The following is a 24,092-nucleotide window of genomic DNA, read 5'->3' on the forward strand; positions in this document are numbered from 1 at the left end:
TCTACCAAAGCTACTACTAAATATCTTAATTTTTATTTTTTACAATATGATATAATTCACACGCTGAACACATATGATTTTAAACATATAAAAAAAACAAATTAAATATATAAAATATAAAACATGATTTAATATAAAAAAGAAGAAAAAAATATTTTTTTAATTAATATTAATCAACTGACTTATTTAAATTAAGAAAATATAATCTTTTAAGAGATAGTACGGCTAAAATAAAGTAAAAGAAAGTTATTCCCCAAAGCTGAAACCATGTATTTTTGATTTCTTGAAAAGATGCGCCAAACTGTGTAATTTCAACATATCCTTTCACACCTAATGTAGATGGAGAGAATATTGATAAAACTTTTAGCCACTCAGGGAATGCTATGGTCGGCCAGGATACCCCACAAAGAAATAAGGCTGGAATTGAAAATATAGTCACCGTCATTACAGCATCTTCTCTGTTTTTGAAGAAATTTGTTAAAAATATCCCTAAAAAAGTTACTGATAAAATAAATGGTATTAAAAACAATATTGCTTCCCAAGGATTTCCGCGAAGAGGAAAATCAAAAATACGCATAACAAACCCCATTTGTAAAATCATTATGAGTGTTGATAACAATACATAAGCCCCAGATCTACCTATTAAAATAAAAATTACACCAAAAGGTCTTTTCATAAATTCATAATTTTCGGGGTATTGTTTCTTTTCTCTTTGTGTTCCTCCAATAATACCCATTCCGGATATTTGTAAGGTCTGTATGGCTATTAGAAAAACGACAGGCATTAAAAAGGTAGCATATCCGGCATCAATATTATATAAAGGTTTAGAAATAGGATTCACCGGCCGGCGTGAGTCCAACGCCTGTCTTGAAGTTAAACCGCTACCAATCAACTTGTTTATTTCAATTCCTGCACTAAACGTACCGGCAGAGGAAGTTACAGCGGTAAGCATCTGTTTATAGTATAGCATGTATGAGGCATCGCAGTATACGGATAAAGCAGGTACTTCACCTTTTTGAATTTTTTTAGAAAAATTATGATTTACTACAACAACACCTTTTACCAGCCCCGAATCAAAAAGTTCATGTGCCTGAGACATATCTGAAACAGAATACTTCACACTTACCTCCTTAGTAGCATTAATCATTCGTACTAATTTGTTACTCATCTGAGTCTGATCTAAATCCACTACTACTATTGGCAATTCGGAAATAACCTCTTTAGAGTAAACGTAAGAATATAATATTCCAATTAATAAGGTGGCTCCTATATAGGAAGAATATACCGCAGCATCTGAAAAAATCAGACGTATTTCCGTTCTTAAACTATCGCCTATTGCATAAAAATATTCTTTAATGTTATTTAACATCGTATCCTCCTTTTTTAAGTTTATTACCGTAAATAAACATAGAAACAAACCCAAGGATTAAAAAAATGATTAAAGCCAAGATATATTTCCAGTCATATATATTTATATTCATTCCTCTGACAGCATAATTTATAGTTAACCGTAAATAAGAGGTAAAAGGGAAGCAATAATTTATAAATTTAATAACTGTTGGCATACCTTCTTCCGGAAATGTATAACCTGCAAAAGAAAAAGATATTGCCGCAAAACCTCCTCCTATTGTTAGTGCAGCTCTTAGACTTGTAGAAAGAGAAACAAAAAAAAGAGCAACACATTGACATATTATTATAAAAAAAATAAAGTACAAATTAATGATCCAGATATTTCCATGCATTGGTATTTTTATTTTATAATAAAGAAGAGAATTCATAAAAAAACCAATGATTGAAAAAATAATTGTGTAAGGAAGCAATTTAGCCATACATATTACTCCTATTTTTTGATTACCAACCTCCAATAGTTCTTTACCTTGGTCATATTTTAGTACGGACCCCAGACTAAAAATTGAAATTACAATTATTACTATCTGTATTGACATTGGCATTAATGACAAATTAAGATAATAGGAGTAATTGGTATATGGATTGAACAATATATGTTTATCGGTATTTACAGGAGAGGTAGCCGCTAATGCCTGATATGATGAGTTTCCTTTTTGCATCAGGGCTTTTATATGAGCTCCGGCTGAAAAAGTTCCCACCACTGTCTGAAAAGCTTTATTAATGATTCCACCGGCTAAAATATATTGGGAATTATAATAACATACTACAGAGACAGAATTACCTTTAAAGATATTTTTTTCAAAATCGTCAGGAATTATTATAAAGGCTAATGCTTCATCTGTACGTACTTTCTTTTCCCCGTCTTTATAACTAAAAACTTCTGAAACTATATTTAAAGAGGAGGAAGAATTTAACATTCTTCCAAGCTGTCTCGATGTTTGGGTTCTATCCTGATCATATAAAACAACTGGTAATTTTTCCGGTACACCTGAATTCAGAAGGCTAGTGTAGTATATAAACAATCCTAAAGGAATTCCTATTATTAAAAAAAGCAATCTTGGACTTGTAATAATTCTAACAACTTCTGATCTAAAAATGGAAAAAAAACCTTTAAACATTTTATTTTTTCTTCAGTAAACTTTGATCTATCAGTACACTCATCCCTGGTCTTAGTCCTTCTATTTTTTGTGAAGGATATGCTTTTATTTCAAAAGTTTTCATATCAAAGCTTCCCTGGGTTTTGGTAGCGCTCCAGGTTGCAAAATCTCCCTGAGCAGCTATGTAACGCACTTGTAATCTAATTTTTTTATTATTCAATGCAGGAATTATTGCTTCAAAAGAATTTCCTTTTTTAAAGAAGCCCATAAAATCTTCTCTTATATTAAAAACTACCCATATATCATTCAAGTCTACCAGATTAATAACGGGATAGCCTGCGTTTACCACTTCTCCTTTATTAGGAACAATTTTTAAAACTTCAGCATTTACCGGCGATACAATATTAGCTTCTTTCTTATATGCCAACACCTCATTTACAGCACCCTGCGCCTGGCTCACCTGAGCCGATGCAGCCTCCTTATCTTCAATTCTTGCTCCATTTACTGCCATCTGATAGTTTGAATATGCAGCTTTTTCCTGTTCTCTATATGCTTTACTCTGGGTAAAGGCTTCATCTCGCTTTTGTGCAGGTATTACTTTGTCATTATATAAATTTTGCATTCGAGTATAGGTCTTGTCAGCTAATTCCGATGCTGCTTTAGCTTGCTGCCAGACATTATATGCTGCTTGTATCTGTTCTGCCCTTGTCCCCCTCCTTGCTTTTTCATTTTGAGCTTCAGCGGCAGCCTTTACGGATTCAGCCTGAAGCAACTTAGCATCCAATTCAGGAGTTCCCAATACAGCCAAAATTTGTCCGACCTTTACAGAATCTCCTTCTTTTACCAAAATTTGCTCTAGTCTCCCCGGTATTTTGGGTGAAACATTGATTTGTGTTGCATCGACCTGTCCTTGTAAGTAGCTAACTTCCGGAGAGCTAAGCATAAACCAAACAGCTACTCCTATAATTGCTATAATTACAATCAGGCTGATTACAGCACTTATAAGTTTACTTTTCATATATTGAAACTATTATTTAGTATATGTTAAAAATTCTTCGCTTAATCCACTGTATTCCAACAAAGATGCCAGGTCAGTGACATAATTGTACTCTGCTTGTAATTTTTGCAGTCGTACACCAGATAAATTGGACTCTGCATCTACCACGTCTATTGAAGATGCCACCCCCTCAGAAAAAGCAAGATTCCGTACTCTGACTAATTCTTCTGCAAGTTTAATCTGTACTTCTAAATTTTTAATTTGTTCGTCCTGCTTCTCTAAATCATAATATATCTTTTCTATTACTGTTTTAATGTCAATATTTGCTCTCTGCTGATATAGTTCAACGCTTTCTTTAGTTGCTTTTGCTGATTTAATCTCATTTTTATGCTGTAAACCTTCAAATAAAGTATAACTGATCCCTACACCTAATAACCATGGTTTTTGATCTTTTTCAACTAGTCCTACAGGGTTGTTATGTACTAAGATTGCCTGACCAAAGGTCGCAACTGTAGGATAATGAGAAGATTTCTTAGCTTTAATTCCCTGCTCTGCCAAATCAATTTGTAATTGCAACTTCTGCAATTCCGGATAATTTAATATGGCTGCGCTTTGATAGTATTCCAGTGGTTTAATGAAAGGTGATACAAAAAAATCAGTGGATAGATCTGCAGATTGAATTTCAGTTTCCAATGTGTTAGATAACGCTACCCTGGCTAAAGCAGCATCTTTTTTTGCAGCTAAATACTGCCTGTTTGCTTCTGATACTGCAACATCTGCCTGTAATTTTTCAACAGGAGCAATAATTCCTTGCTCTTCTAGTTTAGTTGCATTATATAAATGGCGATTCATTCCTTCTAAAACTTTTTTTCGAACTATAACAGCTTCATCTGCTAATTTTACCTGAAAATAACGCTGAGCCAACTCTGAAATTAACTTATTTTTAGTACTTATGGTTTCCATTTCACCAATTTCAGATTTTATTCGGGAAGCTTCCACAGCAGCGTTAATCTTTCCTCCACTAAATAATGGCCACAAAAAATCCACTCCTCCAAAAGCTATACCTCTTTTTAGTAATGTTACATCCCAATTTCCCAAAAGACTTGGATCCGGTAAGTGCAATAAACCTCCAATACCATTCCTTATGCCATTTAAATCGGCTCCCAACTCTTTATTTAGATATATACCCATTCCGAAAGCTCCTATTTTTGGATAACGTAATCCTTGAGAAGTTTTCAATTCGTATTTGTGTACTTCCTCTTTTTTTTCTGCTACTTTAATCAAGCTGTTATCCTTATACATTATATCCTTCGCCATCGAAAAGGTCAAAGACTGTGCATATATTTTATTTGCAAAAAATAAAATTATAACAAAAGGCAGATATCTAAACCAGCTTAATATCATTCGTGCTAACTATTAATTATTTATATTTTGTACTTTACAAAAGTAAAACTATTTTATATTGCTATAACCAAAAATAATATGATTTTTCAAATCATATTTACTCAATTAAAGTTACTAACTTTGTATAAATAAAAACACTAAACCTTAAATGTTATGTCTAAATTATTTTCATCTTTAAATTTAAAAAACAATATTCTTAAGAACAGAATAGTCATGTCTCCGATGTGTCAGTATTCTTCGCATGATGGTTTTGCCAATGAATGGCATTTTGTTCATTACGGATCCAGAGCTGTAGGCGGGGTGGCAGCAGTGATTCAGGAAGCAACGGCAGTTTCTCCTCAAGGAAGAATTACATATAAAGATTTAGGTATATGGAAAGATGAACATATGCTTGAACTTAACAAAATTGTTAATTTCATACATAATCAAAATTCACTGGCTGGCATTCAGCTTGCACATGCAGGAAGAAAAGCCAGTACTACTATTCCCTGGATGCCAGACGAAAAACTTGAAGAAGGTTATAGCCAGTGGCCTGTTGTAGCTCCTTCTGACATAGCGTTTGATTCAGATTCATTAGTTCCTAAAGAACTTTCAATAGATGAAATTAATATTATAATTACTGATTTTAAAGAGGCTGCCAGCCGTGCAGCCAAAGCCGGCTATGATATTATAGAAATTCATGCAGCTCATGGATATTTAATTCATGAATTCTTATCTCCTTTAAGCAATCAAAGAAAAGATATATATGGTGGCGAATTTAAAAACAGAATTCGGTTTTTACTTGAGATAGTTGAGGCTTGTAAAGAAGTTCTTCATAATCATAACTCGCTTTGGGTACGTATTTCTGCTACAGACTGGGCAGAAGGTGGGTGGTCTATTGATGAATCTATAGAATTAGCAGAAATATTAAAAAATAGTGGTGTTGAAGTAATAGATGTTTCTTCCGGTGGACTTCTGCCTCATGTTAAAATACCTGTAAAACCAAATTATCAGGTTCCATTTGCTCAGAAAATAAAAAATGAAACAGGTATATTAACAGGATCTGTAGGATTGATTACTCATGCAGTTCAAGCTGAAGAAATTCTTGAAAACGAAGAAGCTGATCTCATTTTTATAGGAAGAGAATTACTTCGTAATCCTTATTTTGCTTTACAATCATCAATTATTTTAGAGGGTAGTAAAAATTACCCCTCTCAATATGAAAGAATTTAGAAAAGCTTTTTACCTGTAAAACACAATATTTGTTCTTTTACAGGTAATTGTAACATTTATATTTATTAAAAAATAATTTTAGAAATCAAAAAAAGATAAATTTTTAAAAGTATAATTTATTTTTTTTATCTAAATTTACCGTGTTAAATGTTAAAATACATGAAATACTTTAACATTTTTTGAGTGTTTTTTGGTATTGTTTTTGACTTTACATTGTTTATTAATTCCAAATTTCAATTATTAACATTATATTATAGATACAAATGAAGAAATTTATTGCTGTTTCATTTTTATTAGGAATTGGATTTTTATCTGCTCAATCAATCTCTTTCGAACAGGAGCAAATAGATTACGGTTCTGTAAAAAAAGGTGAAAACGGAACCAAAGTATTCAAATTTACAAATACAGGAGATAAACCCTTAATAGTATCAAATGTAAAATCTTCTTGTGATTGTAGTGTACCGTCATGGACAAAAACACCCATATTACCTGGTAAATCAGGAGAAATAACTGTTAAATACGATACAAAAATTAATGGTAAATTTTCTAAATCTATTGAGGTTTACACTAATGATACTAAGTATTCAAGGAAACTATTAAAAATTAAAGGAGAAGTTAAATAATAAATTAAAAAATAATTCTTAGATATGAAAAAAATTATTTTAAGTTCAGCATTCGTTTTAGGTGCTTTCTTACTAAGTAATGCACAAGAACTAAAAATAACAAATTATGAAAATAATATTGTTGAGTACGGCAACATAGCAAGAGGTTCTGATGGTAAAAGAATAATCAAGATTCAAAACGTAGGAAAAAAACCACTTATTATATCTAAGATTAATACTTCTTGCGGGTGCACTGTGCCTTTATGGCCTTCCGAACCAATTGCACCTGGTAAAAAGGGTGAAATTACTGTAACTTATAATACTGCTAGCGGAGGAAACTTCAATAAAGTAATTACTATTAACTCTAACGATGTTAATAATCCGACTTTAGCTGTAAGGATTCAGGGTAAAGTTGAGGATGCCCCTGTAGCGGTTGAAGCAGTTTCAAAAAAATAAACTTAATATTTATAACAAAAAACCTATCGAAATGATAGGTTTTTTTGTTTATCGGCTAAAATTATAATTAAATTCTTATTATAATAGTTTGTTTTATCTATTATAATCAATGTTTTTTGTAGTTTTGTAAACTATGTGATTCGGGTTATTAAAATTGTATTTTTTATACAGCTATTTATACTTTATTTAATTTTACATGAAAAAGATTGTTAATATTTTATTGTTAATTATATTGCTATTTGCAATAGCGGGATGTATTATCCCTTCTTTTCTACCTAAAAACATTAACTTTCAGGTTTCCAGAGAGTATAACAATCCGATTAGTGAAGTTTTTCTCGAATTTAACGATTTAGAAAATTACGGAGTATGGGGTACTATGGTCAGTGAAGATTCCATTAATACTCGAATTAATTATTTTGCGCCATATAAAGGTGAAGGAAGCAGCTTAACCTGGTCCAATAAAAAAGACACTAATATAGGTAAAGGAGAATATAAAATTCTTAAAAGTAAAATCAATAAATATATTCAATCTCAAATCATTTTTGTTGAAACAGCTGTTATCTGTATAGAAGATATATACTTTAAACCTGTAGATGGCTCCACTCAAGTAACCGTTAATCTAAAAACAGAAGACTTTTCGTATTTTAACCGAATTTTTGCTTATCTGTATGCAGAAAGATTACAGGATAATTTAGAAGAAAGCCTTGCCCGGCTGGAAAAAAAATTAAGTAAAGGTAATTTAAATAAAATTCTTGCTTCTGGTGATACTGAATATACAGATCTTCAGGGAATTCAAATGATTGCCATTAAGAATGAAACATCTACGGATGCTGAAGATATTTATAAATCAATGCATAAATCTTTAGGCGAAATAACAGAATATCTTACTGATAGTCTTCGCTATATTCCTAATGATATTAAAAATCCTATTGCGTATTATATTAAATATGATACAATTGAAAAAAGTGCTGTTTTTTATTCCGGCTATCCTGTTAAATTAGATATTCTTCCTCCTAATACTGATATCAAATTAATATCAATACCCGGTGGAAAAGCTATTTATACACCAATTAGCGGTAAAGTTGAAAACCTTATTAATGCTCGCTATACTTTAGATACATATTCTAAGGAAAATGGAGTCAAACTTAAAAATCAATTTTGGGAAGAGTATCTAGATTTTCCTTTATCTTTTGATGATGAAATAAAAGGTAATGCCTACTATTTAATCATCGAATAATCTGAACTAAATTAAACTAAATAAAAATTCAAATTCATGAAAAGAGCTTTAATAAGCGTATCAGATAAATCAAATCTGATTGAATTTTCGAAATTCCTTATATCTAAGGGATATGAAATTATTTCTACCGGAGGTACTTATAAGCATCTTCAGAACAATGGTGTAAATGTTATTGAAATTGATGAGGTTACTCATTTTCCGGAAATGCTTGACGGAAGAGTAAAAACACTGCATCCTAATATACATGGAGGAATACTGGCATTACGTGATAATGAAAATCATTTAAAAACTATTGCTGAACATCAGATACAGACAATAGATCTGGTAGTTGTAAATCTTTATCCTTTTTTCGAAAAGATGAATACTGGTCTTTCTGAACCGGAAATGATTGAATTCATAGATATCGGAGGGCCTTCTATGCTACGATCAGCTGCTAAAAATTTTAAGTCAGTTACCGTAATTTCTCAGGTAGAGGATTATGATTTAATTATTCAGGAAATTACTGAATTAGGTGATACTACTTTTGAAACAAGAAAAAAGCTTGCTGGAAAAGTTTTCAACCTTACATCTGCTTATGATGCTGCTATTTCTTCCTACATACTTCAGGATGATTATCCTCAATACTTAAATGTTTCTTATGAAAAAGTTGAAGATTTAAGATATGGAGAAAATCCGCATCAAAAAGCGGCGTTTTACGTTGATAAAACTAAAAACGGAGCTATGAAAGACTTTGAACAGCTGCAAGGCAAAGAACTTTCTTTTAATAACTTCAGAGATATGGATATGGCCTATAAAGTTGTTAACGAATTTTCTGAAATTGCCTGCTGTGCTGTAAAACATTCAACGCCTTGTGGAGTTGCCCTCGGAAATTCTGTTTCTGAAGCTTATCAAAAAACTTATGACTGCGATCCGGTATCAATTTTTGGAGGTATAGTTGCATTCAATACAGAAGTCAATAAAAAGACTGCTGAGTTACTGGCTCCTACTTTTTTGGAAATAGTTATCGCTCCTTCATTTGATTCCGAAGCTTTACAAGTGTTCGCTACTAAAAAAAATCTTAGAATTATAAAAGTTAACAATCCGGTATCAGACTCCGTTGAATTTGTTAAGGTTGATGGAGGTTTACTTGTACAGGATACAGACAATGCTTTTTCCAGCAATTTTGAAAAAGTCACCGAACTGGCTCCGAAAAAGGAATTAATGAAAGATTTAATTTTTGCTCAAAAAATTGTTAAACATGCTAAATCTAATGCAATTGTTGTAGCTTCAGGACAACAAGCCCTAGGTATTGGTTCAGGACAAACTAACAGAATCTGGGCTGCTGAACAAGCTATTGAAAGAGCTAAAAGTAAAACACAATCTGATTTAATTCTGGCTTCTGACGCTTTTTTCCCTTTCAGAGATGTTGTGGATGTTTCTGCTGCCAATGGTATAAAAGCTATAATTCAACCAGGTGGCTCAATGAGAGATCAGGAAAGTATAGATGCCTGTAATGAGCATAATATTCCTATGATATTTACTGGTGTGAGACATTTTAAACATTAATAATTTTATATTTAAAATAAAAAAAGGTATTCAATTGAATACCTTTTTTGTTTATAATTAATATTTCGTTTTTTAAGGTACAATAGTCGTAAATAAATACGTAGCAAAAATTACCAGTAATACAATTCCCTGAAGTATGTTGGTTTTTCCTGAGTGCAGGGAAGAATAAACGGTAAACAATGATAAAATTAACAGTAAAGTTGATTTTGCATCAATTCCCAAGGTAACCGTCATTCCGGTGAAATAGGATACTATTGCTACTGCAGGAATGGTTAGCCCTATACTTGCTAAAGCAGATCCTAAAGCTAAGTTCAAACTAGTCTGCAATCTGTTATTCTGTGCTGCCCTCCAGGCCGCCATACCTTCGGGCAATAGAATAACTGCAGCTATGATTATACCTACTAAACTCATAGGTGCACCCATTTCTATAACCATGCTTTCTATGGCCGGAGACAATTTTTTTGATAATAGTACCACTGCTACTAATGCCAATATGAGCAAGATTAGGCTGGTAATTGTTGTGGGTAATGAGGGGGGATCTGCATGCTCTGATTCATCGTGATTTATATCTTCTTTTTTTGGTAAGAAAAAATCCCTGTGTCTTATAGTTTGCATGGATATAAAACCTCCATATAAAACCAAAGAAATAATTGCCACAAAAATTAATTGTTTATCAGAATATACACTTCCGGCTTCAGTTGTTGTATAATTGGGTAAAACCAGTGTTAGCATAGATATAGCTATTAAGGTAATCAGTGCTGCACTAACACCTTGTTGTCTATAGTCTTGTTGTTTGTACTTATATCCTCCAGACCAAAGACATAGTCCTATTATACCTGTTAATATAATCATGATAGCTGCAAAAACGGTATCTCTAGCCAGCGCTGAAGGCTGTTCGTTTCCTTCTGACATCATTAATGATACAATAAGTGATACTTCTATGACTGCAATGGCTACTGCTAAAATGATTGTTCCGAAAGGCTCTCCTACCTTATGAGCTATTACCTCTGCATGATGAACGGCAGATAAAACTGCTGTAATTAATATAACTCCTAAAAAAATAAGATAAAAAGTATTTTCAGTAAACGTGCCTTTAATAAATAAAGTAAATACAGCTATAACCGGAAAAAACAAGGTCCACAACGGTAATTTTATATTTAGTTTTTCTGATAAAAATTTATTATATTCCATAATAATTCCTCTAATAAAGTGTTAAATAGTTTAGATTTAAGATAACAAATTTTCTAATGATTAAGTAAATACTTATTTCTTAATAAATAATTTTAATTTAATTTATATGATTTACTAATTCCTATCAGTATTTGTCAATATTTAGTGTTAAGTAATAATTAGTTGCTTAAAATGATTAAACTAATTGTGCAGCTTTGTTTTCAATAGTTTTCGTTTCTTCTAATTGTTTAAGATTATCTAAAGTTACTAAAGCAATCTGGCTTAAGGCTTCTTCGGTAAAAAATGCCTGATGCGCCGTTACTAAAACATTAGGGAATGAAAGTAACAATTGAATGGTATCGTCTTCGATGATAGTTTCCGATAAATCCCTAAAAAACAGTTTTTCTTCCTGTTCATATACATCGATACCTAATGCTCCTATTTTTTTTGTTTTCAAACCTTCGATAATAGCGCGGGTATCAATTAACCCTCCTCTACTTGTATTAATTAAATACACTCCTTTCTTCATAAGTTCAATAGTATCTTTATTGATTATGTGATGAGTTTCGGGAGTTAACGGACAGTGTAAAGATATAATATCGGATTGTTTTAATAATTCATCCAGTGCTACGTATTCAAAACCTTCTTTTTTTAATTCTTCATTCGGATATAGATCATACGCTAAAACTTTTGTGCCTAATGCCTTTATCGTTCTGCAAAATACTCTTCCTATATTTCCGGTTCCAATAACTCCAACCGTTTTTTTAAAAATATTGGTACCTAGTAATCCGTTTAATGAAAAATTTTGTTCTCTCACCCTATTATAAGCTTTATGTGTCTTTCTATTTAAAGTCAACAACATAGCCAAGGTATGTTCTGCTACCGCTTCCGGTGAATATGCCGGTACTCTGCACACTCTTAATCCGTACTCTTTAGCGGCTTCCAAATCTACATTATTAAATCCTGCGTTTCTAAGGGCTATATATTTAACTCCTTTCTTAACTAATTTTTTTATTACCTCTTTATTAATTTTATCATTAACAAAAACACAAATAGCTTCTGCATCTTCTAAAATATTAACTGTATGTTCGTCAAGATTAGCTTCAAAATATTCCAATTCAAAATTAAAGTTTTCATTACATGCATTAAAAAATTTTATATCGTAAGGTTGGGTTGAAAAAAAAGAGACTTTCATTATTTTATTTTTTATTTTAAGTGTCAAATAGTATTTCAAGTAAAATTACAAAAAGTATATAAGGTAAACATAATCATATATATATTATTTGTAATTATCTTCAGTCAACTATACATATAATTTTGTTTAAAACTTATGGTTGTAATTTTTTATCATTAAACATTCTACCAATTTTATTATTACTTATGTCATGTAAATATTTTTTTTACTTTGAAAATAAATTGACTCAAAATATACTTTTACCTAGTGTAAATAATTTTAATTTATCTTATTTTATTTTTTTATTATCTTTAGTCCATATAATTTACTTATTCAAAAAAATCAATTTATGAAAAAACTTATATTACTCACCTTATCGGTATTATCTCAATATGGCTTCGGGCAAGATAATACTTTATGGCAGAACTCCATACCTATGACTAAGGTTATAGAATGGAGAAGACATATTCATCAAAATCCTGAACTTTCATTTCAGGAAAACAAAACCAGTAAATATGTGGCAGATGTATTGAAGAGTTTTGGAAATATTCAGGTGAAACAAATTACAAAAACCAGTGTCATTGGTATTTTAAAAGGAAATTCTCCCGGAAAAACTGTTGCTTTCCGAGCTGATATGGATGCCTTACCTATTCAGGAAGAAACAGGTTTACCTTATGCCTCTGTAAATGCAAATGTGAGTCATGCCTGCGGTCACGATTCTCATACAGCTATGTTGCTTGGAACAGCTTATACGCTTTCTAAAATGCAAAAAAATTTAAAAGGTACTGTTATATTTATATTCCAACATGCAGAAGAAAAAATTCCCGGAGGAGCTTTAGATATGATTAAAACCGGTGAACTTGATTCTATTGAGGCTTTTTTCGGACTACATGTTATGCCTCTTCCTGTAGGAATCATTGGTATTTTGCCTAACGGGCCTGCCTCTACTGCCTCAGACAGCTTTTTCCTTACAATCACTGGTAAAAGTTCTCATGGTTCCATGCCCCATCTAGGTGTTGACCCTATCGTTACAGGGGCTGAGCTGGTAAATAATTTACAAACTATTGTTTCCAGAAATGTACAGCCTGGAAATTTAGCTGTTCTTACGGTTGGAAAATTTCAATCAGGAAATGCTCCTAATGTCATTCCTGAAAGGGCTGAACTGGCAGCTACGATCCGAACGACTGATCCTGAAACAAGAAAGTTAATGGAAACACGTATTAAATCCATAGTTGAAAATACAATAAAAACTAACAATGCAAGCTATCAACTGGATTATGTTTTAGGTTATCCACCTATATATAATGATGAAAAACTAAATGCTTTAGCCAAAGCCAGCGCTATTAAGGCGACAGGATTAGATAATGTTGTTGATTCTCCCTCTATTACAGCCAGTGAGGATTTTTCTTATTATAAAAAAATAGCTCCTGTTTGTTTTGTCTTACTTGGAGTGGGTAATGATGCTGTTAATCATAATTCAAAATTTACTATTGATGAAAGTGCTTTTCTTAATGGTATTAAAACTGAAGTTCAGATTATCCTTGATTTTCTAAATCAATAAATTTAATAGTAAAAGAGCCGCATAAGCGGCTCTTTTTATGAATTATTTTATCAAACTTCAGAAAGATTATTCTCCTTCTTCCATTTTTCTTTTTAATTCTTGTAATTCGTCTAAATCACCTAAGGTTGATTTTTCAACGCTTTGGTTTTGAGACTTAACTTGTTTTTCAGTTTCTTCTCTGCTCTCTTCTTCACGGAAAGTTCCAGTATGAGAAACAACTACTCTTTTGAATTCTTTGTTAAATTCAATTACTTTGAATTCAGCATCGTCTCCTTTTTTGATTTTAGATCCATCTTCTTTCTCTAATAATCTTGAAGGACAGAATCCTTCTACTTCAGCATCTTCAAACTGAACAGTAGCTCCTTTATCAAACAACTGAATTACTTTTCCTGTGTGTACAGTTCCTTCAGCATATTTAACTTCGTATTTATCCCAAGGGTTATCAGTTAATTGTTTGTGACCTAAGCTTAGTCTTCTTGCATCTGTATCAAGTTCTAAAACTACAACATCTAATACATCTCCTACTGAACAGAATTCAGACGGATGTTTGATTTTTTTAGTCCATGAAAGATCAGAGATATAAATTAATCCATCAACACCTGCTTCTAATTCTACGAAAACTCCAAAGTTTGTGAAATTTCTAACAGTTCCTTTATGTTTAGAACCTACAGGATATTTAGCAGTAATGTCTGTCCAAGGGTCTGGAGTAAGCTGCTTCATACCTAAAGACATTTTTCTTTCTTCTTTATCTAAAGTAAGAATTACACATTCTACTTCATCACCGATTTGTACGAAATCTTGTGCAGATCTTAAGTGAGTAGACCAAGACATTTCAGAAACGTGAATTAATCCTTCAACACCTGGAGCTACTTCTACAAAAGCACCATAATCAGCTAAAACAACTACTTTTCCTTTGATTTTGTCTCCAACCTGTAAGCTTGAATCTAAAGCATCCCATGGATGTGGTTCCAATTGTTTCATACCTAACTGAATTCTTGATTTTTGATCATCAAAATCAAGGATTACCACGTTAACTTTCTGATCTAATTGTACTACTTCAGATGGATGATTAATTCTGCTCCATGATAGATCTGTGATATGGATAAGTCCGTCAACACCTCCAAGGTCGATGAATACACCGTAAGAAGTAATGTTTTTAACAACACCTTCTAATACCTGACCTTTTTCTAATTGACCGATAATTTCTTTTTTCTGATCTTCGATGTCAGCTTCGATTAATGCTTTGTGAGAAACAACTACGTTTTTGAACTCATGGTTTATTTTCACAATCTTGAATTCCATAGTTTTTCCTACAAATTGATCGTAATCTCTAATTGGTTTTACATCAATCTGAGAACCTGGTAAGAATGCTTCGATTCCAAATACGTCTACAATCATACCTCCTTTAGTTCTTGATTTCACATAACCTTCAACAATTTCTCCGGTTTCGTGAAGCTCATTAACTCTATCCCAAGCTTTAAGCATTCTTGCTTTTCTGTGAGAAAGTTGTAATTGTCCTGTTTTGTCTTCTCTTTGAGCAACCATTACTTCAACTTCATCACCAACTTTTAAGTTAGGATTATAACGGAACTCATTTAAGGAAATTACTCCTTCGGATTTAAAGTTTATGTCAACGATAGCTTCCTTATCGGTAATACGAACTACCTTACCTTTGAAAACCTGATTTTCATCAAGTTCCTGTAAAGAAGTATCATACATTTTTTCTAATTCTGATTTTTCTTTTCTATCTTCAGCGTCAAGGCCAGATTCAAAAGAATCCCAATCAAATTGTTCAGGAGCCACATTGGCATTTTGAAGAACCTCTTGTTCTTCTACTAGGTTTTTAGTCTCTTCAGACATATTGTTTAATTTAAATTGTATTTCAACCAAGGTCAATTAAGAATAAAAGGCGAAATTGTTTGTTTGAAAGTGGTTATACTTAAAGTTATTTCGATTTTCTTCTAGTCGCCAAAATCGAAGCGCAAATATAATAAAAAATTTATAGTTTTAAAATTTATTACACCTCTTTTTTACTGATATTCTAAAAGTTAAGGCTATTCTAATTTAATTATTAATAATTAAATATTTAAGCTAAATCATTTTATCTTTTACTCGTTGATTTTCAAACAAATTATTACGCAATATTTTAAATTATAAAGATAAATGTTAAATTTATAATACATTATTAAATAACTTTAAAATATTTTAAAACTATATTGTAATAAAAATTTAACCTAGTAAAACAGAGGTTTGAATTAAATTATGTAGAAAAATATAAACTTATGAGTATGGTTGATCCTAATACAAAAAAAATCCCACTATTTCATAAATTTAAAGTGGGATTTGGAGTTATAGTTAATATATTTTTAATGTGATCTATTTTGATAATGAATTATATGAAAAATTTAAATGAAAGGATTAATAAATATCAAAGATTTACCAATATACCTCTCCTTTCATAAGTTTCTTAACTGTTCTGAAAACAGTTCCTAACAGTGCTTTTACCTGCCCGTCTTCTTCAGCAACTTTAGCACCTACTGATAGTAAACCGCCACAATGTCCTATACGTATTTCCTCCTGTTCGCTGGCTTTTCCGATAATCTGATTAACAATTGTTCCCGGAATTTTGGCTGCCACTCCTGTACATATTCCTCCTGTTATTGCATAATTAGGATGCAATTTTCCCATTGAAAGCATACGCGCCTGTAGGTCTATCTGATCTTTTTTAATTGTTTCTCCATTACTGGCTTTGTAATCTGCTGCTTCTGCAACAAAGCAAAACTTAGGTATTGCAGGTATTTTTTTTGCTTCTTCTATAGATGTAGTTAGTCCCATTTTTACGGAAGCTGCTTCTCTAATACTTAACATTTTTTTCAATAATTCAGGATTTGAATCTATATCCAGCGGTTGTTCGCTTCCTGTTAATCCTAAATCTTTCGCCCAGACAAAAACCAATGGGTTAGCTGCATCAACTATAGAAACTTCAAAATCTCCGTAATCCGGAGTTGATAAAACATCTATAACATTTCCTGTAGGTAGCAGCTTTTTAGTTACAGCACCTCCGGGTTCCAGAAAATCTAATTGTATTTTAGAGGCAGTTCCTGGCACTCCTGAAATGGCATAATTACCTTCATATACCACTTTTCCATCTTTTACCGGCAAATGTGCTATAATTATTTTACTTGTATTGGTATTAAAAATAGAAACCTGTGTAATAGGTTCCTGAACATCATCTATTAATCCCATTTCTATAGCAAAGGGAGCTACTGCGGCTGACATATTTCCACAGTTTCCTTTACGATCTACTAAGCTGGTTGTTATATCAACCTGAGCAAATGTATAATTCACAGCATTTTTTTCTCCGTTTCGTTTTTTAACGATCACTGCTTTGCTGGTGGTGGAGGTTGCTCCGCCCATGCCGTTAAACTGCTTACCGGTAGGATCATTTCCACCGTATATAGCTGTCAATATATGGTCTTGTTCTTCAATACTTTCAGGTAAATCATTTTCAAGAAAACACCCTCCTTTACTGGTACCTCCTCTCATCCAAATACAATTAATTTTTTTCATTTTTTATGATTTTGAATTATTTAAAACTTTGTAATTTTTTTATATAATAGAAAAACCAGGTAAGTGATAATAAATCGGCACTACCTCCCGGACTAAGATTTCTATTTATACATTCATCATCAAACTCTTCCAATTGCTGTAAAAAATATTTTTCATTTTCATAGATTTTTGAATCTCTCATCATTTTGCCGGCATAGTCCTTTATCCATTGTAAGGCCTCTACTCCTCCTCTGTTAACAATATTAGTATCATTATTTTCTGACATTAATGAAATCAGAGCTAAAAATAAGCTAAAATCATCACCCAGAAAATTAAATTTTTCAAATATGGGTAATGAGATACTGACTACGGTCTGAAAACCGGAAGCTGCCTCACCTCTGGCTCCTTTGAATTTGTATTTTTTATATGTTTTTATTCCTGCTGTAGATTCTTCGTTTACCTCTAGTTCCTTTTCTATATTTTGAGTAATTTCAGACACTAATTTACAAACTTCAGTAATTGATACACTCTCTTTTTTGTATAGATATCCTAATGCTGTACACACTAATCCTAATGAAAATATACTTCCTTTATGAGTATTTACTCCCTGCGTGGCCTGAAACATTTTTTTTTCAGCTTCGATTCCTATAGGACGAATCTGTTCAAGAATTTTATCTTTTTCTTCGTTTTGTAATGCCATTCCTTTTGACACAAAATCTTTTAAATAGGGTTTAATTGCCTGAATACTTCGATGAAACATAGGCAAGTCCATATCTTTATGTGAGCCGTTATTTCTTTTATCAACCAATCCTGGCTTAGGTGTTAGTAAAACCTCTTTTTCTAATGCTTTTGCTGCTAAATTCATAATCATATTCGCAAAAGCATCTTCTAAAACCAATTTTTGCATGGTAATCAAGATATCTTCCAGTGTATGAGTCCTGTTTCTTGCACATATCTTTGCTTCTTTTTCACATATCAAACATCTTCTGGGGCTGGAACCTAATTCTGTTCTGGATATTATTTCACCTTTCTCATTTAATACATCAGCATCCCATAATCTTGCTAAATTTGAAGATTCTTCCAAATCTATCATTAATTTTTTCAGATTATCTGCTTTTGTTTTAACTGCATAAACAGCAAAATGACCTGTGTTTTCTCTATGTATCTGCTGAGAATAAATTTCAATAGTATTTTGTTCAAACCATGTATCAATTTCTTCCAAGGCTCTTTGGAAAATATAGTCAAAAAGATGATTTTTTTTTACTCCTCCCGGTGAAACCAAACTTAATGATAGTAAAGAACAAGAATGCTTTTGCAAGCATTCCTGTTGTATGAATTGTTTTTTTTCACGGGAATCAAGTAATTCTATTAATTCAACTTGTTTTCCTAAAAAACAATCAGAAGATTTTAATTGGTTAAATTCTTTCTCGAAATCTTCCACTTTATTCTTTAATTTGAAAAACCGTATCTATTACATGTCCATCTCTGTACCTTACCACAGCTACCGGTTTATCAGTAAATTCGATAGGTTTTGGCTTTCCGGTAAGACTAATGGCTCTTTCGTGTAACTGCCGTATGGTAAACAGTTCAATTCCGGCCTTTTCAAGTTTTTCTTTTATATCTGGCCTTTGGGGATTTACAGCAACTCCATGATCTGTAACTAATATATCTATATTGTCTCCTGGTGTTACACAAGTTAAAACATTTTCTACTACGGTAGGAATTCTTCCTCTTACCAATGGTGCTACAATTATTGATAAATGTGCTGAGGCAGCTGTGTCACTGTGCCCGCCTGAAGCCCCACGTATCACCCCGTCCGATCCTGTTAAAACATTAACGTTGAAATTAACATCTATTTCCAAGGCACTTAATATCACTATATCCAAACGCTCTACTGAAGCTCCTTTAGAACTGTAATTTGCATATTTATTTGCACTTATCTCTATATGATTTGGATTGACAGCTATGGAGCGTGCTGCATCTTTATCAAAGCTTTGTACATCCAAAAGCTTTTTGATTAATCCTGCTTCATGTAATTTCACCATGCTGGAAGTGATTCCTCCTAAAGCAAATGCAGCTGTAATATTTTGAGATTGCATCTTATTTTCCAAAAATCTGGTTACTGCTAATGAAGCTCCTCCTGTACCGGTTTGTAAGGAAAATCCATCTTTAAAATATCCTGAATGAAATATAACTTCAGCTGCTTTCCTTGCTATTAAAAGTTCTCTAGGATTAGTTGTCATTCTGGTTGCGTCCGCTCCGATTTTATCCGGATCTCCTACCTGGTCTACTTTTACTATGTAATCTACTTCGTCTTGTGCTATGCTTCCGGGATTAAATGGATAGGGTGCTATTTTTTCTGTAAGCATTACCACCTTTTTAGCATACTGGGCATCTGTTTTAGCGTAACCCAGAGAACCACAAAACCCTACTCCGGTCGCATTTCCGTAGTCATCACATACCGGAACTCCTAAAAATGCAACATCGATGTTAATTTCTCCTGATTTTATAAGGTGAACTCTTCCTCCGTGAGAATGTATATTTACCGGCTCTTTCAAAATACCTCTTGATATTTGTTCTGCCAGCTCTCCTCTTATTCCTGATGTATAAATTTTTGTGATTACTCCTTGTTTAATATATTCTACTAAAGGGGCGTTACAACTATTTAATGAGCTGGAGGCCAAGGTAAGGTTCTTAAATCCTTTTTTTGCAATTACTTCCATTACTCTGTTAATTACAAAATCTCCATTTCTGAAAGCATGATGGAAAGATATGGTCATTCCGTCTTGTAAACCACTTTTTTCAATAGCCTGTTCTATTGATTGACATATTTTCCTATCGCTTGCAATTGTTTCGAATAGGTCTAACTTACTGATTTTATGATATTCTTCTATGGATAAATCTTTATGAGTATCCAAATAGGTTAAAATTCGTTCTTTCTGATCCATTTTTGTACTTTATTATAATTCTCTGACTCCTGATAATTTAGCTCGTTGTAAAACCAGTTGGGCTCTTTCAATTATGGGAGCATCAACCATTTTACCGTTCAGAGATACTACTCCGGAACCTTTTTGTACTGCTTCGTCAGAAGCTTCAATTACTTTTTTTGCAAAATCTACTTCTTTTTGCGTTGGGGCATATAAGTTATGAAGAAGTTCAATTTGTCTTGGATTAACCAAAGATTTACCGTCGAATCCTAATTGTTTAATAAGTGCTGCTTCCTTTAAAAACGTTTCTTCATCGTTTGCATCTGAGAATACTGTATCAAATGCCATTATTCCCGCAGCTCTTGCAGCATGTAAAATGGTACTTCTAGCAAACAACAATTCTATTCCATCCGGAGATCTTTCTGTTTTTAAATCTTTTACATAATCTTCTGCACCTAATGCTATTCCTATAAGTCTTGGACTTGAAAAGGCAATTTCTTTTGCATTTAAAATTCCTAATGCAGATTCTACAGCTGCAAGCATTTTAGTACTTCCTACCTCTCTATTACAATCTTTTTCAATATCTTCTATTACTTTTTCCATATCCAACACATCTTGTGCAGAATCCGTTTTAGGCAAACGCACGACATCAGTTCCGGATCGTACTACTGCATTAAGATCATCTACTCCAAAATCCGAATCTAAGGCATTAACGCGTACTACTTTTTCTATATCTTTATAAAAAGGATGTTGTAAAGCCTGAGACACCAACATTCTTGCACTGTCTTTTTCTCTTAGGGCTACGGAATCCTCCAGATCGAACATGACTGAATCCGGTTTGTATATAAAAGAGTTGCTTATCATTGCGGCATTTGACCCCGGAACAAACAACATACTTCTTCTTAATTTTATATTAGCTGTTTCCATTCTATTTTTTCGTTAGTTGATCGTGTTATTGCGGTAATCATTCTGGCTCTTAATACACAGTCTAAAGCACCTTTATCTTTAACTACAATTTTTGCTTTTTTTATTTTAAATTCTTCTAATGTGTCTTGTATTACTTTTTCAATTGCTTCTTTGAATTGTGCTCCCACTGAACTGCTGATTGTGATATCTATTTCTCCGCAAGGAGCAATCTGTATCATTGCATCGCTGGACTCCAGTGTTCCTACAACCGCTTCTTTTGTTATTTCCATTGTTGTTTATTTGTGTTATTATTTCTGTTTCGCAGATATTCATAGGTTACTTTAGGAACCAATTTTTTTATGTTCTCAACATCTCCTTTAAAATAAAGCTCTCTCACTCTGGATGCTGATATAGGAATATCCTGTAAAAGTTTACGTTCTTTAATATCTACCGTTATTTTTGGATAATTTGAATCGTCTTTTTCCAACCAGTATTTCATGGCTTCGTTATATTGATTCGTTACTCCTGAGAATGGTTCACTTCCGACAAACCTATGTGTAATGCGCAAAGCCGGACCTATAAAACGTCTAAATATTTTCAAATCTAATTCTAAATAGCTTTTTTCCACAACATCTTCATCTTTAAGAAAATAAGTTGGAAATGTTGCTCGTGAAATGATATATCGGGAACCTTCATGCAAGGTTATATTTTTTATATGTTTCACCCCTTCTGCTACGAGATTAAATCTATCCCGGTAAGAAAAATAGGAAGCATCTTCTTTTACGATAAATATATGTACCCAATCACACTCTGAGGCCGCTTTTTCAATCAAATATTGATGTCCTAGTGTAAATGGATTTGTATTTAATACAATGCTTCCTATTTTTTTTCCTTTTATATTTTTACTGTTTTCTTTTAATTTTTTACAATAATTTAGTAATCCGTTTTGTGTATTTTCCATTAAAACCACCAATCCTGGTACTGTTTCTATTTTGGTAAATCCACAGGCTTTAAACATCTTTACATTTTCGGGTTTAGTATATAAAAATAATTCTGTGTAACCTAAGTCATATCCTATGTAGATAAGTTCTGTCATGAGTTTAAGTACTAATCCTTTCCCTCTTTCCTTTTTATCTATGGCTACACATTTTATAATACCACCTTCTGAAATTCCTCCGCAAGCAATTATGGCTTCATTTTTTTCAATTGTAATAAAGAATAGAATATCATGGCTTATTTCCAAATCATTTTTTTCCAAAAATTTTTTAATGTTTTTTATATTTCCGCCTTGTGGTTTTAGTTCTATTTTTCTAATTGTATAAGAATTATAATTGCTCATAACTTAAAATTTTATTCTATTTTAATATTCCTGAATTAACTAAAAACATCCACCAAAGAATACCTATGGTACAATGTATAATTAAACTTCCATAGCCTACAACACTACCTACTTTCCACCATGATTTGGTATCGTTATAACCACAGGCCATTACGATAGGGGCAGCCGCTCCACCATAATGAGTTGTACATCCCCCATAAGCATTGGAGAATAAAATACCTATAGCTAATATATCATATGGTAATTTTAATGCTACTCCTAATAATCCGAATACTGAAACCATAGCGGCTACATAAGCGGCTCCAGATGCAAAAATATATCTGATTACCACGCTAATGGCTAAAACTATTACGATACCTACCATTCCTTCGCCGCCTTGCATGAATGGAGCTATAAATTCTAATTTTTCAGCTAATGTTTCTCCTAGCCATTTGAAAAAATCTACTTGAGTTAATACTCCGGAAAGACCTATAATTCCACCATACCAAACTAGTGTACTCCATCCTCCTTTGCTTTTCAGGATATCATCCCAACTAATTACATTGGTAATTAATAATATAGCCATTGCAGCAAGAGCTATAGCTGCAGAATCTACTCCTATCATTTTTCCAAAAATCCATCCTAATAATGCAACTACAAACACTCCACATAATATCATTTCTTTTGTACTCATTGGGCCTAATTCTTCCAATCCATTTTTCGCAATAGTTTTATTGTCTACTTTTTTCATTTCGGGTGTACAAAACTTGTAAACAACTAGTGGTGTTAAAAACAAACATAACAATCCGGGAACCGAAGCGAACACCATCCACTGTACCCATGATAAATTAAACTCAGGATTTATTTGATGTAAAAGACTTAATGCTAATGCATTAGGAGCCATAGCTGTTAAAAATATATAACTGGTAGTTTTAGTTACCATATAAACATTTAATAATAAATATTTACCCGCTTTATCTGGTGATTTTTCCGGATCAGAGCCTAAGGCTGCAGCAACCCCATTAAATATAGGAGTAATTACACCACCTGCTCTTGCTGTATTAGAAGGCATTGCAGGAGAAAGTAATAATTCTAAAAAGACATTTACATATCCTAATTTTAAGGTACTACTACCTATCATACCTATTAAATTATAGGCTATTCTTTTACCTAATCCGGTTATTACAAACGATACACTTAAAGAAAAAGCAGAGAATACTAACCAAGTTGTAGTTGAAGCATATCCTCCTAATACTTTTTTCATTTCAATAAGAGATTTTTCTCCTTCTAGTAAATTTTTATTATAAAGACCTATAAATATAGCAGAAACTGCAATAGCTGCTAATAAAATAACCGGTTCTTTATAAGGCTTCATTACTAACCCTACTATTGCTGCTAAGTAAACTCCAAATAATTTCCACGCTATAGGAGGTAATTCTTCGGGATTAGGAGTTATACAAGTGATAACAACTATTAGTATTAAAACTCCAAGTTTTATAATTTTTGATTTGTCCATTTGTTGTGTTA

At 32.5% G+C, this 24,092-nt stretch carries 20 protein-coding genes; 6 read left to right on the top strand and 14 right to left on the bottom strand.

Features of this window, described 5'->3' with window-relative positions; all coding sequences use genetic code 11:
• Window positions 1–169: 169 nt before the first annotated feature.
• The 4 genes from EQ921_RS05270 to EQ921_RS05285 are packed head-to-tail and all read right to left on the bottom strand — an operon-like array spanning window position 170 to window position 4,821.
• Window positions 170–1,369 carry an ABC transporter permease gene (locus EQ921_RS05270; RefSeq protein WP_128330869.1) on the bottom strand — a complete coding sequence of 400 codons (1,200 nt, stop codon included), beginning with the start codon at window positions 1,367–1,369 and terminating at the stop codon, window positions 170–172.
• A complete protein-coding gene (locus EQ921_RS05275) occupies window positions 1,359–2,528 on the bottom strand; it encodes an ABC transporter permease (protein WP_128330870.1) in 1,170 nt (389 codons plus the stop codon). The genes EQ921_RS05270 and EQ921_RS05275 overlap by 11 nt, the downstream gene beginning before the upstream one ends.
• Before the next feature lies 1 nt (window position 2,529).
• The gene (locus EQ921_RS05280; protein WP_128153149.1) at window positions 2,530–3,525 is read right to left on the bottom strand and encodes an HlyD family secretion protein; all 996 of its coding nucleotides are present in this window, start codon (window positions 3,523–3,525) and stop codon (window positions 2,530–2,532) included.
• Window positions 3,526–3,537: 12 nt separating this feature from the next.
• Window positions 3,538–4,821 carry a TolC family protein gene (locus EQ921_RS05285; RefSeq protein WP_255424440.1) on the bottom strand — a complete coding sequence of 428 codons (1,284 nt, stop codon included), beginning with the start codon at window positions 4,819–4,821 and terminating at the stop codon, window positions 3,538–3,540.
• A gap of 240 nt (window positions 4,822–5,061) precedes the next feature.
• Between EQ921_RS05285 and namA the strand changes: the two genes are divergently transcribed.
• From namA to purH, 5 genes are all read left to right on the top strand, one after another.
• Complete coding sequence (gene namA / locus EQ921_RS05290) at window positions 5,062–6,120, top strand: NADPH dehydrogenase NamA (protein WP_128330872.1); 1,059 nt, start codon at window positions 5,062–5,064, stop codon at window positions 6,118–6,120.
• A 263-nt stretch (window positions 6,121–6,383) separates the two neighbouring features.
• Window positions 6,384–6,743 (top strand): DUF1573 domain-containing protein, encoded by a 360-nt coding sequence (locus EQ921_RS05295; protein WP_128330873.1) that lies wholly within the window; start codon window positions 6,384–6,386, stop codon window positions 6,741–6,743.
• Window positions 6,744–6,767: 24 nt separating this feature from the next.
• The gene (locus tag EQ921_RS05300; RefSeq protein WP_128153153.1) at window positions 6,768–7,178 is read left to right on the top strand and encodes a DUF1573 domain-containing protein; all 411 of its coding nucleotides are present in this window, start codon (window positions 6,768–6,770) and stop codon (window positions 7,176–7,178) included.
• 196 nt (window positions 7,179–7,374) lie between these two features.
• Window positions 7,375–8,415: a hypothetical protein gene (locus tag EQ921_RS05305; protein ID WP_128153154.1), complete on the top strand. Its 1,041-nt coding sequence runs from the start codon at window positions 7,375–7,377 to the stop codon at window positions 8,413–8,415.
• Window positions 8,416–8,451: 36 nt separating this feature from the next.
• Window positions 8,452–9,960: a bifunctional phosphoribosylaminoimidazolecarboxamide formyltransferase/IMP cyclohydrolase gene (purH, locus tag EQ921_RS05310; protein WP_128330874.1), complete on the top strand. Its 1,509-nt coding sequence runs from the start codon at window positions 8,452–8,454 to the stop codon at window positions 9,958–9,960.
• 72 nt (window positions 9,961–10,032) lie between these two features.
• On the opposite strand, the gene EQ921_RS05315 is transcribed toward purH, so the two are convergent.
• Window positions 10,033–11,151 carry a calcium:proton antiporter gene (locus tag EQ921_RS05315; RefSeq protein WP_128330875.1) on the bottom strand — a complete coding sequence of 373 codons (1,119 nt, stop codon included), beginning with the start codon at window positions 11,149–11,151 and terminating at the stop codon, window positions 10,033–10,035.
• 175 nt (window positions 11,152–11,326) lie between these two features.
• Window positions 11,327–12,325, bottom strand: coding sequence for a 2-hydroxyacid dehydrogenase (locus tag EQ921_RS05320; protein ID WP_128153157.1), 999 nt, complete (start codon window positions 12,323–12,325; stop codon window positions 11,327–11,329).
• Window positions 12,326–12,653: 328 nt separating this feature from the next.
• Between EQ921_RS05320 and EQ921_RS05325 the strand changes: the two genes are divergently transcribed.
• A complete protein-coding gene (locus EQ921_RS05325) occupies window positions 12,654–13,865 on the top strand; it encodes a M20 family metallopeptidase (protein WP_221410470.1) in 1,212 nt (403 codons plus the stop codon).
• A 66-nt stretch (window positions 13,866–13,931) separates the two neighbouring features.
• Here the strand turns inward: EQ921_RS05325 and rpsA are convergent, their stop codons facing one another.
• From rpsA to EQ921_RS05365, 8 genes are all read right to left on the bottom strand, one after another.
• A complete protein-coding gene (rpsA, locus tag EQ921_RS05330; RefSeq protein WP_128153158.1) occupies window positions 13,932–15,725 on the bottom strand; it encodes a 30S ribosomal protein S1 in 1,794 nt (597 codons plus the stop codon).
• 576 nt (window positions 15,726–16,301) lie between these two features.
• Complete coding sequence (locus EQ921_RS05335) at window positions 16,302–17,435, bottom strand: 2-methylaconitate cis-trans isomerase PrpF family protein (RefSeq protein ID WP_128330876.1); 1,134 nt, start codon at window positions 17,433–17,435, stop codon at window positions 16,302–16,304.
• Between the two features lie 16 nt (window positions 17,436–17,451).
• Complete coding sequence (gene citG, locus EQ921_RS05340) at window positions 17,452–18,855, bottom strand: triphosphoribosyl-dephospho-CoA synthase CitG (RefSeq protein ID WP_128330877.1); 1,404 nt, start codon at window positions 18,853–18,855, stop codon at window positions 17,452–17,454.
• Between the two features lies 1 nt (window position 18,856).
• Window positions 18,857–20,362 carry a citrate lyase subunit alpha gene (gene citF, locus EQ921_RS05345; protein ID WP_128153161.1) on the bottom strand — a complete coding sequence of 502 codons (1,506 nt, stop codon included), beginning with the start codon at window positions 20,360–20,362 and terminating at the stop codon, window positions 18,857–18,859.
• Between the two features lie 12 nt (window positions 20,363–20,374).
• The gene (gene citE / locus EQ921_RS05350; protein ID WP_221410471.1) at window positions 20,375–21,268 is read right to left on the bottom strand and encodes a citrate (pro-3S)-lyase subunit beta; all 894 of its coding nucleotides are present in this window, start codon (window positions 21,266–21,268) and stop codon (window positions 20,375–20,377) included.
• A complete protein-coding gene (gene citD, locus EQ921_RS05355) occupies window positions 21,250–21,537 on the bottom strand; it encodes a citrate lyase acyl carrier protein (RefSeq protein WP_128153162.1) in 288 nt (95 codons plus the stop codon). Before citD ends, citE begins: the two co-directional genes overlap by 19 nt.
• Window positions 21,528–22,586 carry a [citrate (pro-3S)-lyase] ligase gene (citC, locus tag EQ921_RS05360; RefSeq protein ID WP_128330878.1) on the bottom strand — a complete coding sequence of 353 codons (1,059 nt, stop codon included), beginning with the start codon at window positions 22,584–22,586 and terminating at the stop codon, window positions 21,528–21,530. The genes citD and citC overlap by 10 nt, the downstream gene beginning before the upstream one ends.
• A 16-nt stretch (window positions 22,587–22,602) precedes the next feature.
• Entirely contained in the window at window positions 22,603–24,081 is a 1,479-nt protein-coding gene (locus tag EQ921_RS05365) for an anion permease (protein ID WP_128330879.1), read from the bottom strand.
• Between the last annotated feature and the right edge of the window lie 11 nt (window positions 24,082–24,092).

Origin of the sequence: Apibacter sp. HY039 (genome assembly GCF_004023655.1) — a bacterium.
GTDB lineage: Bacteria > Bacteroidota > Bacteroidia > Flavobacteriales > Weeksellaceae > Apibacter > Apibacter raozihei.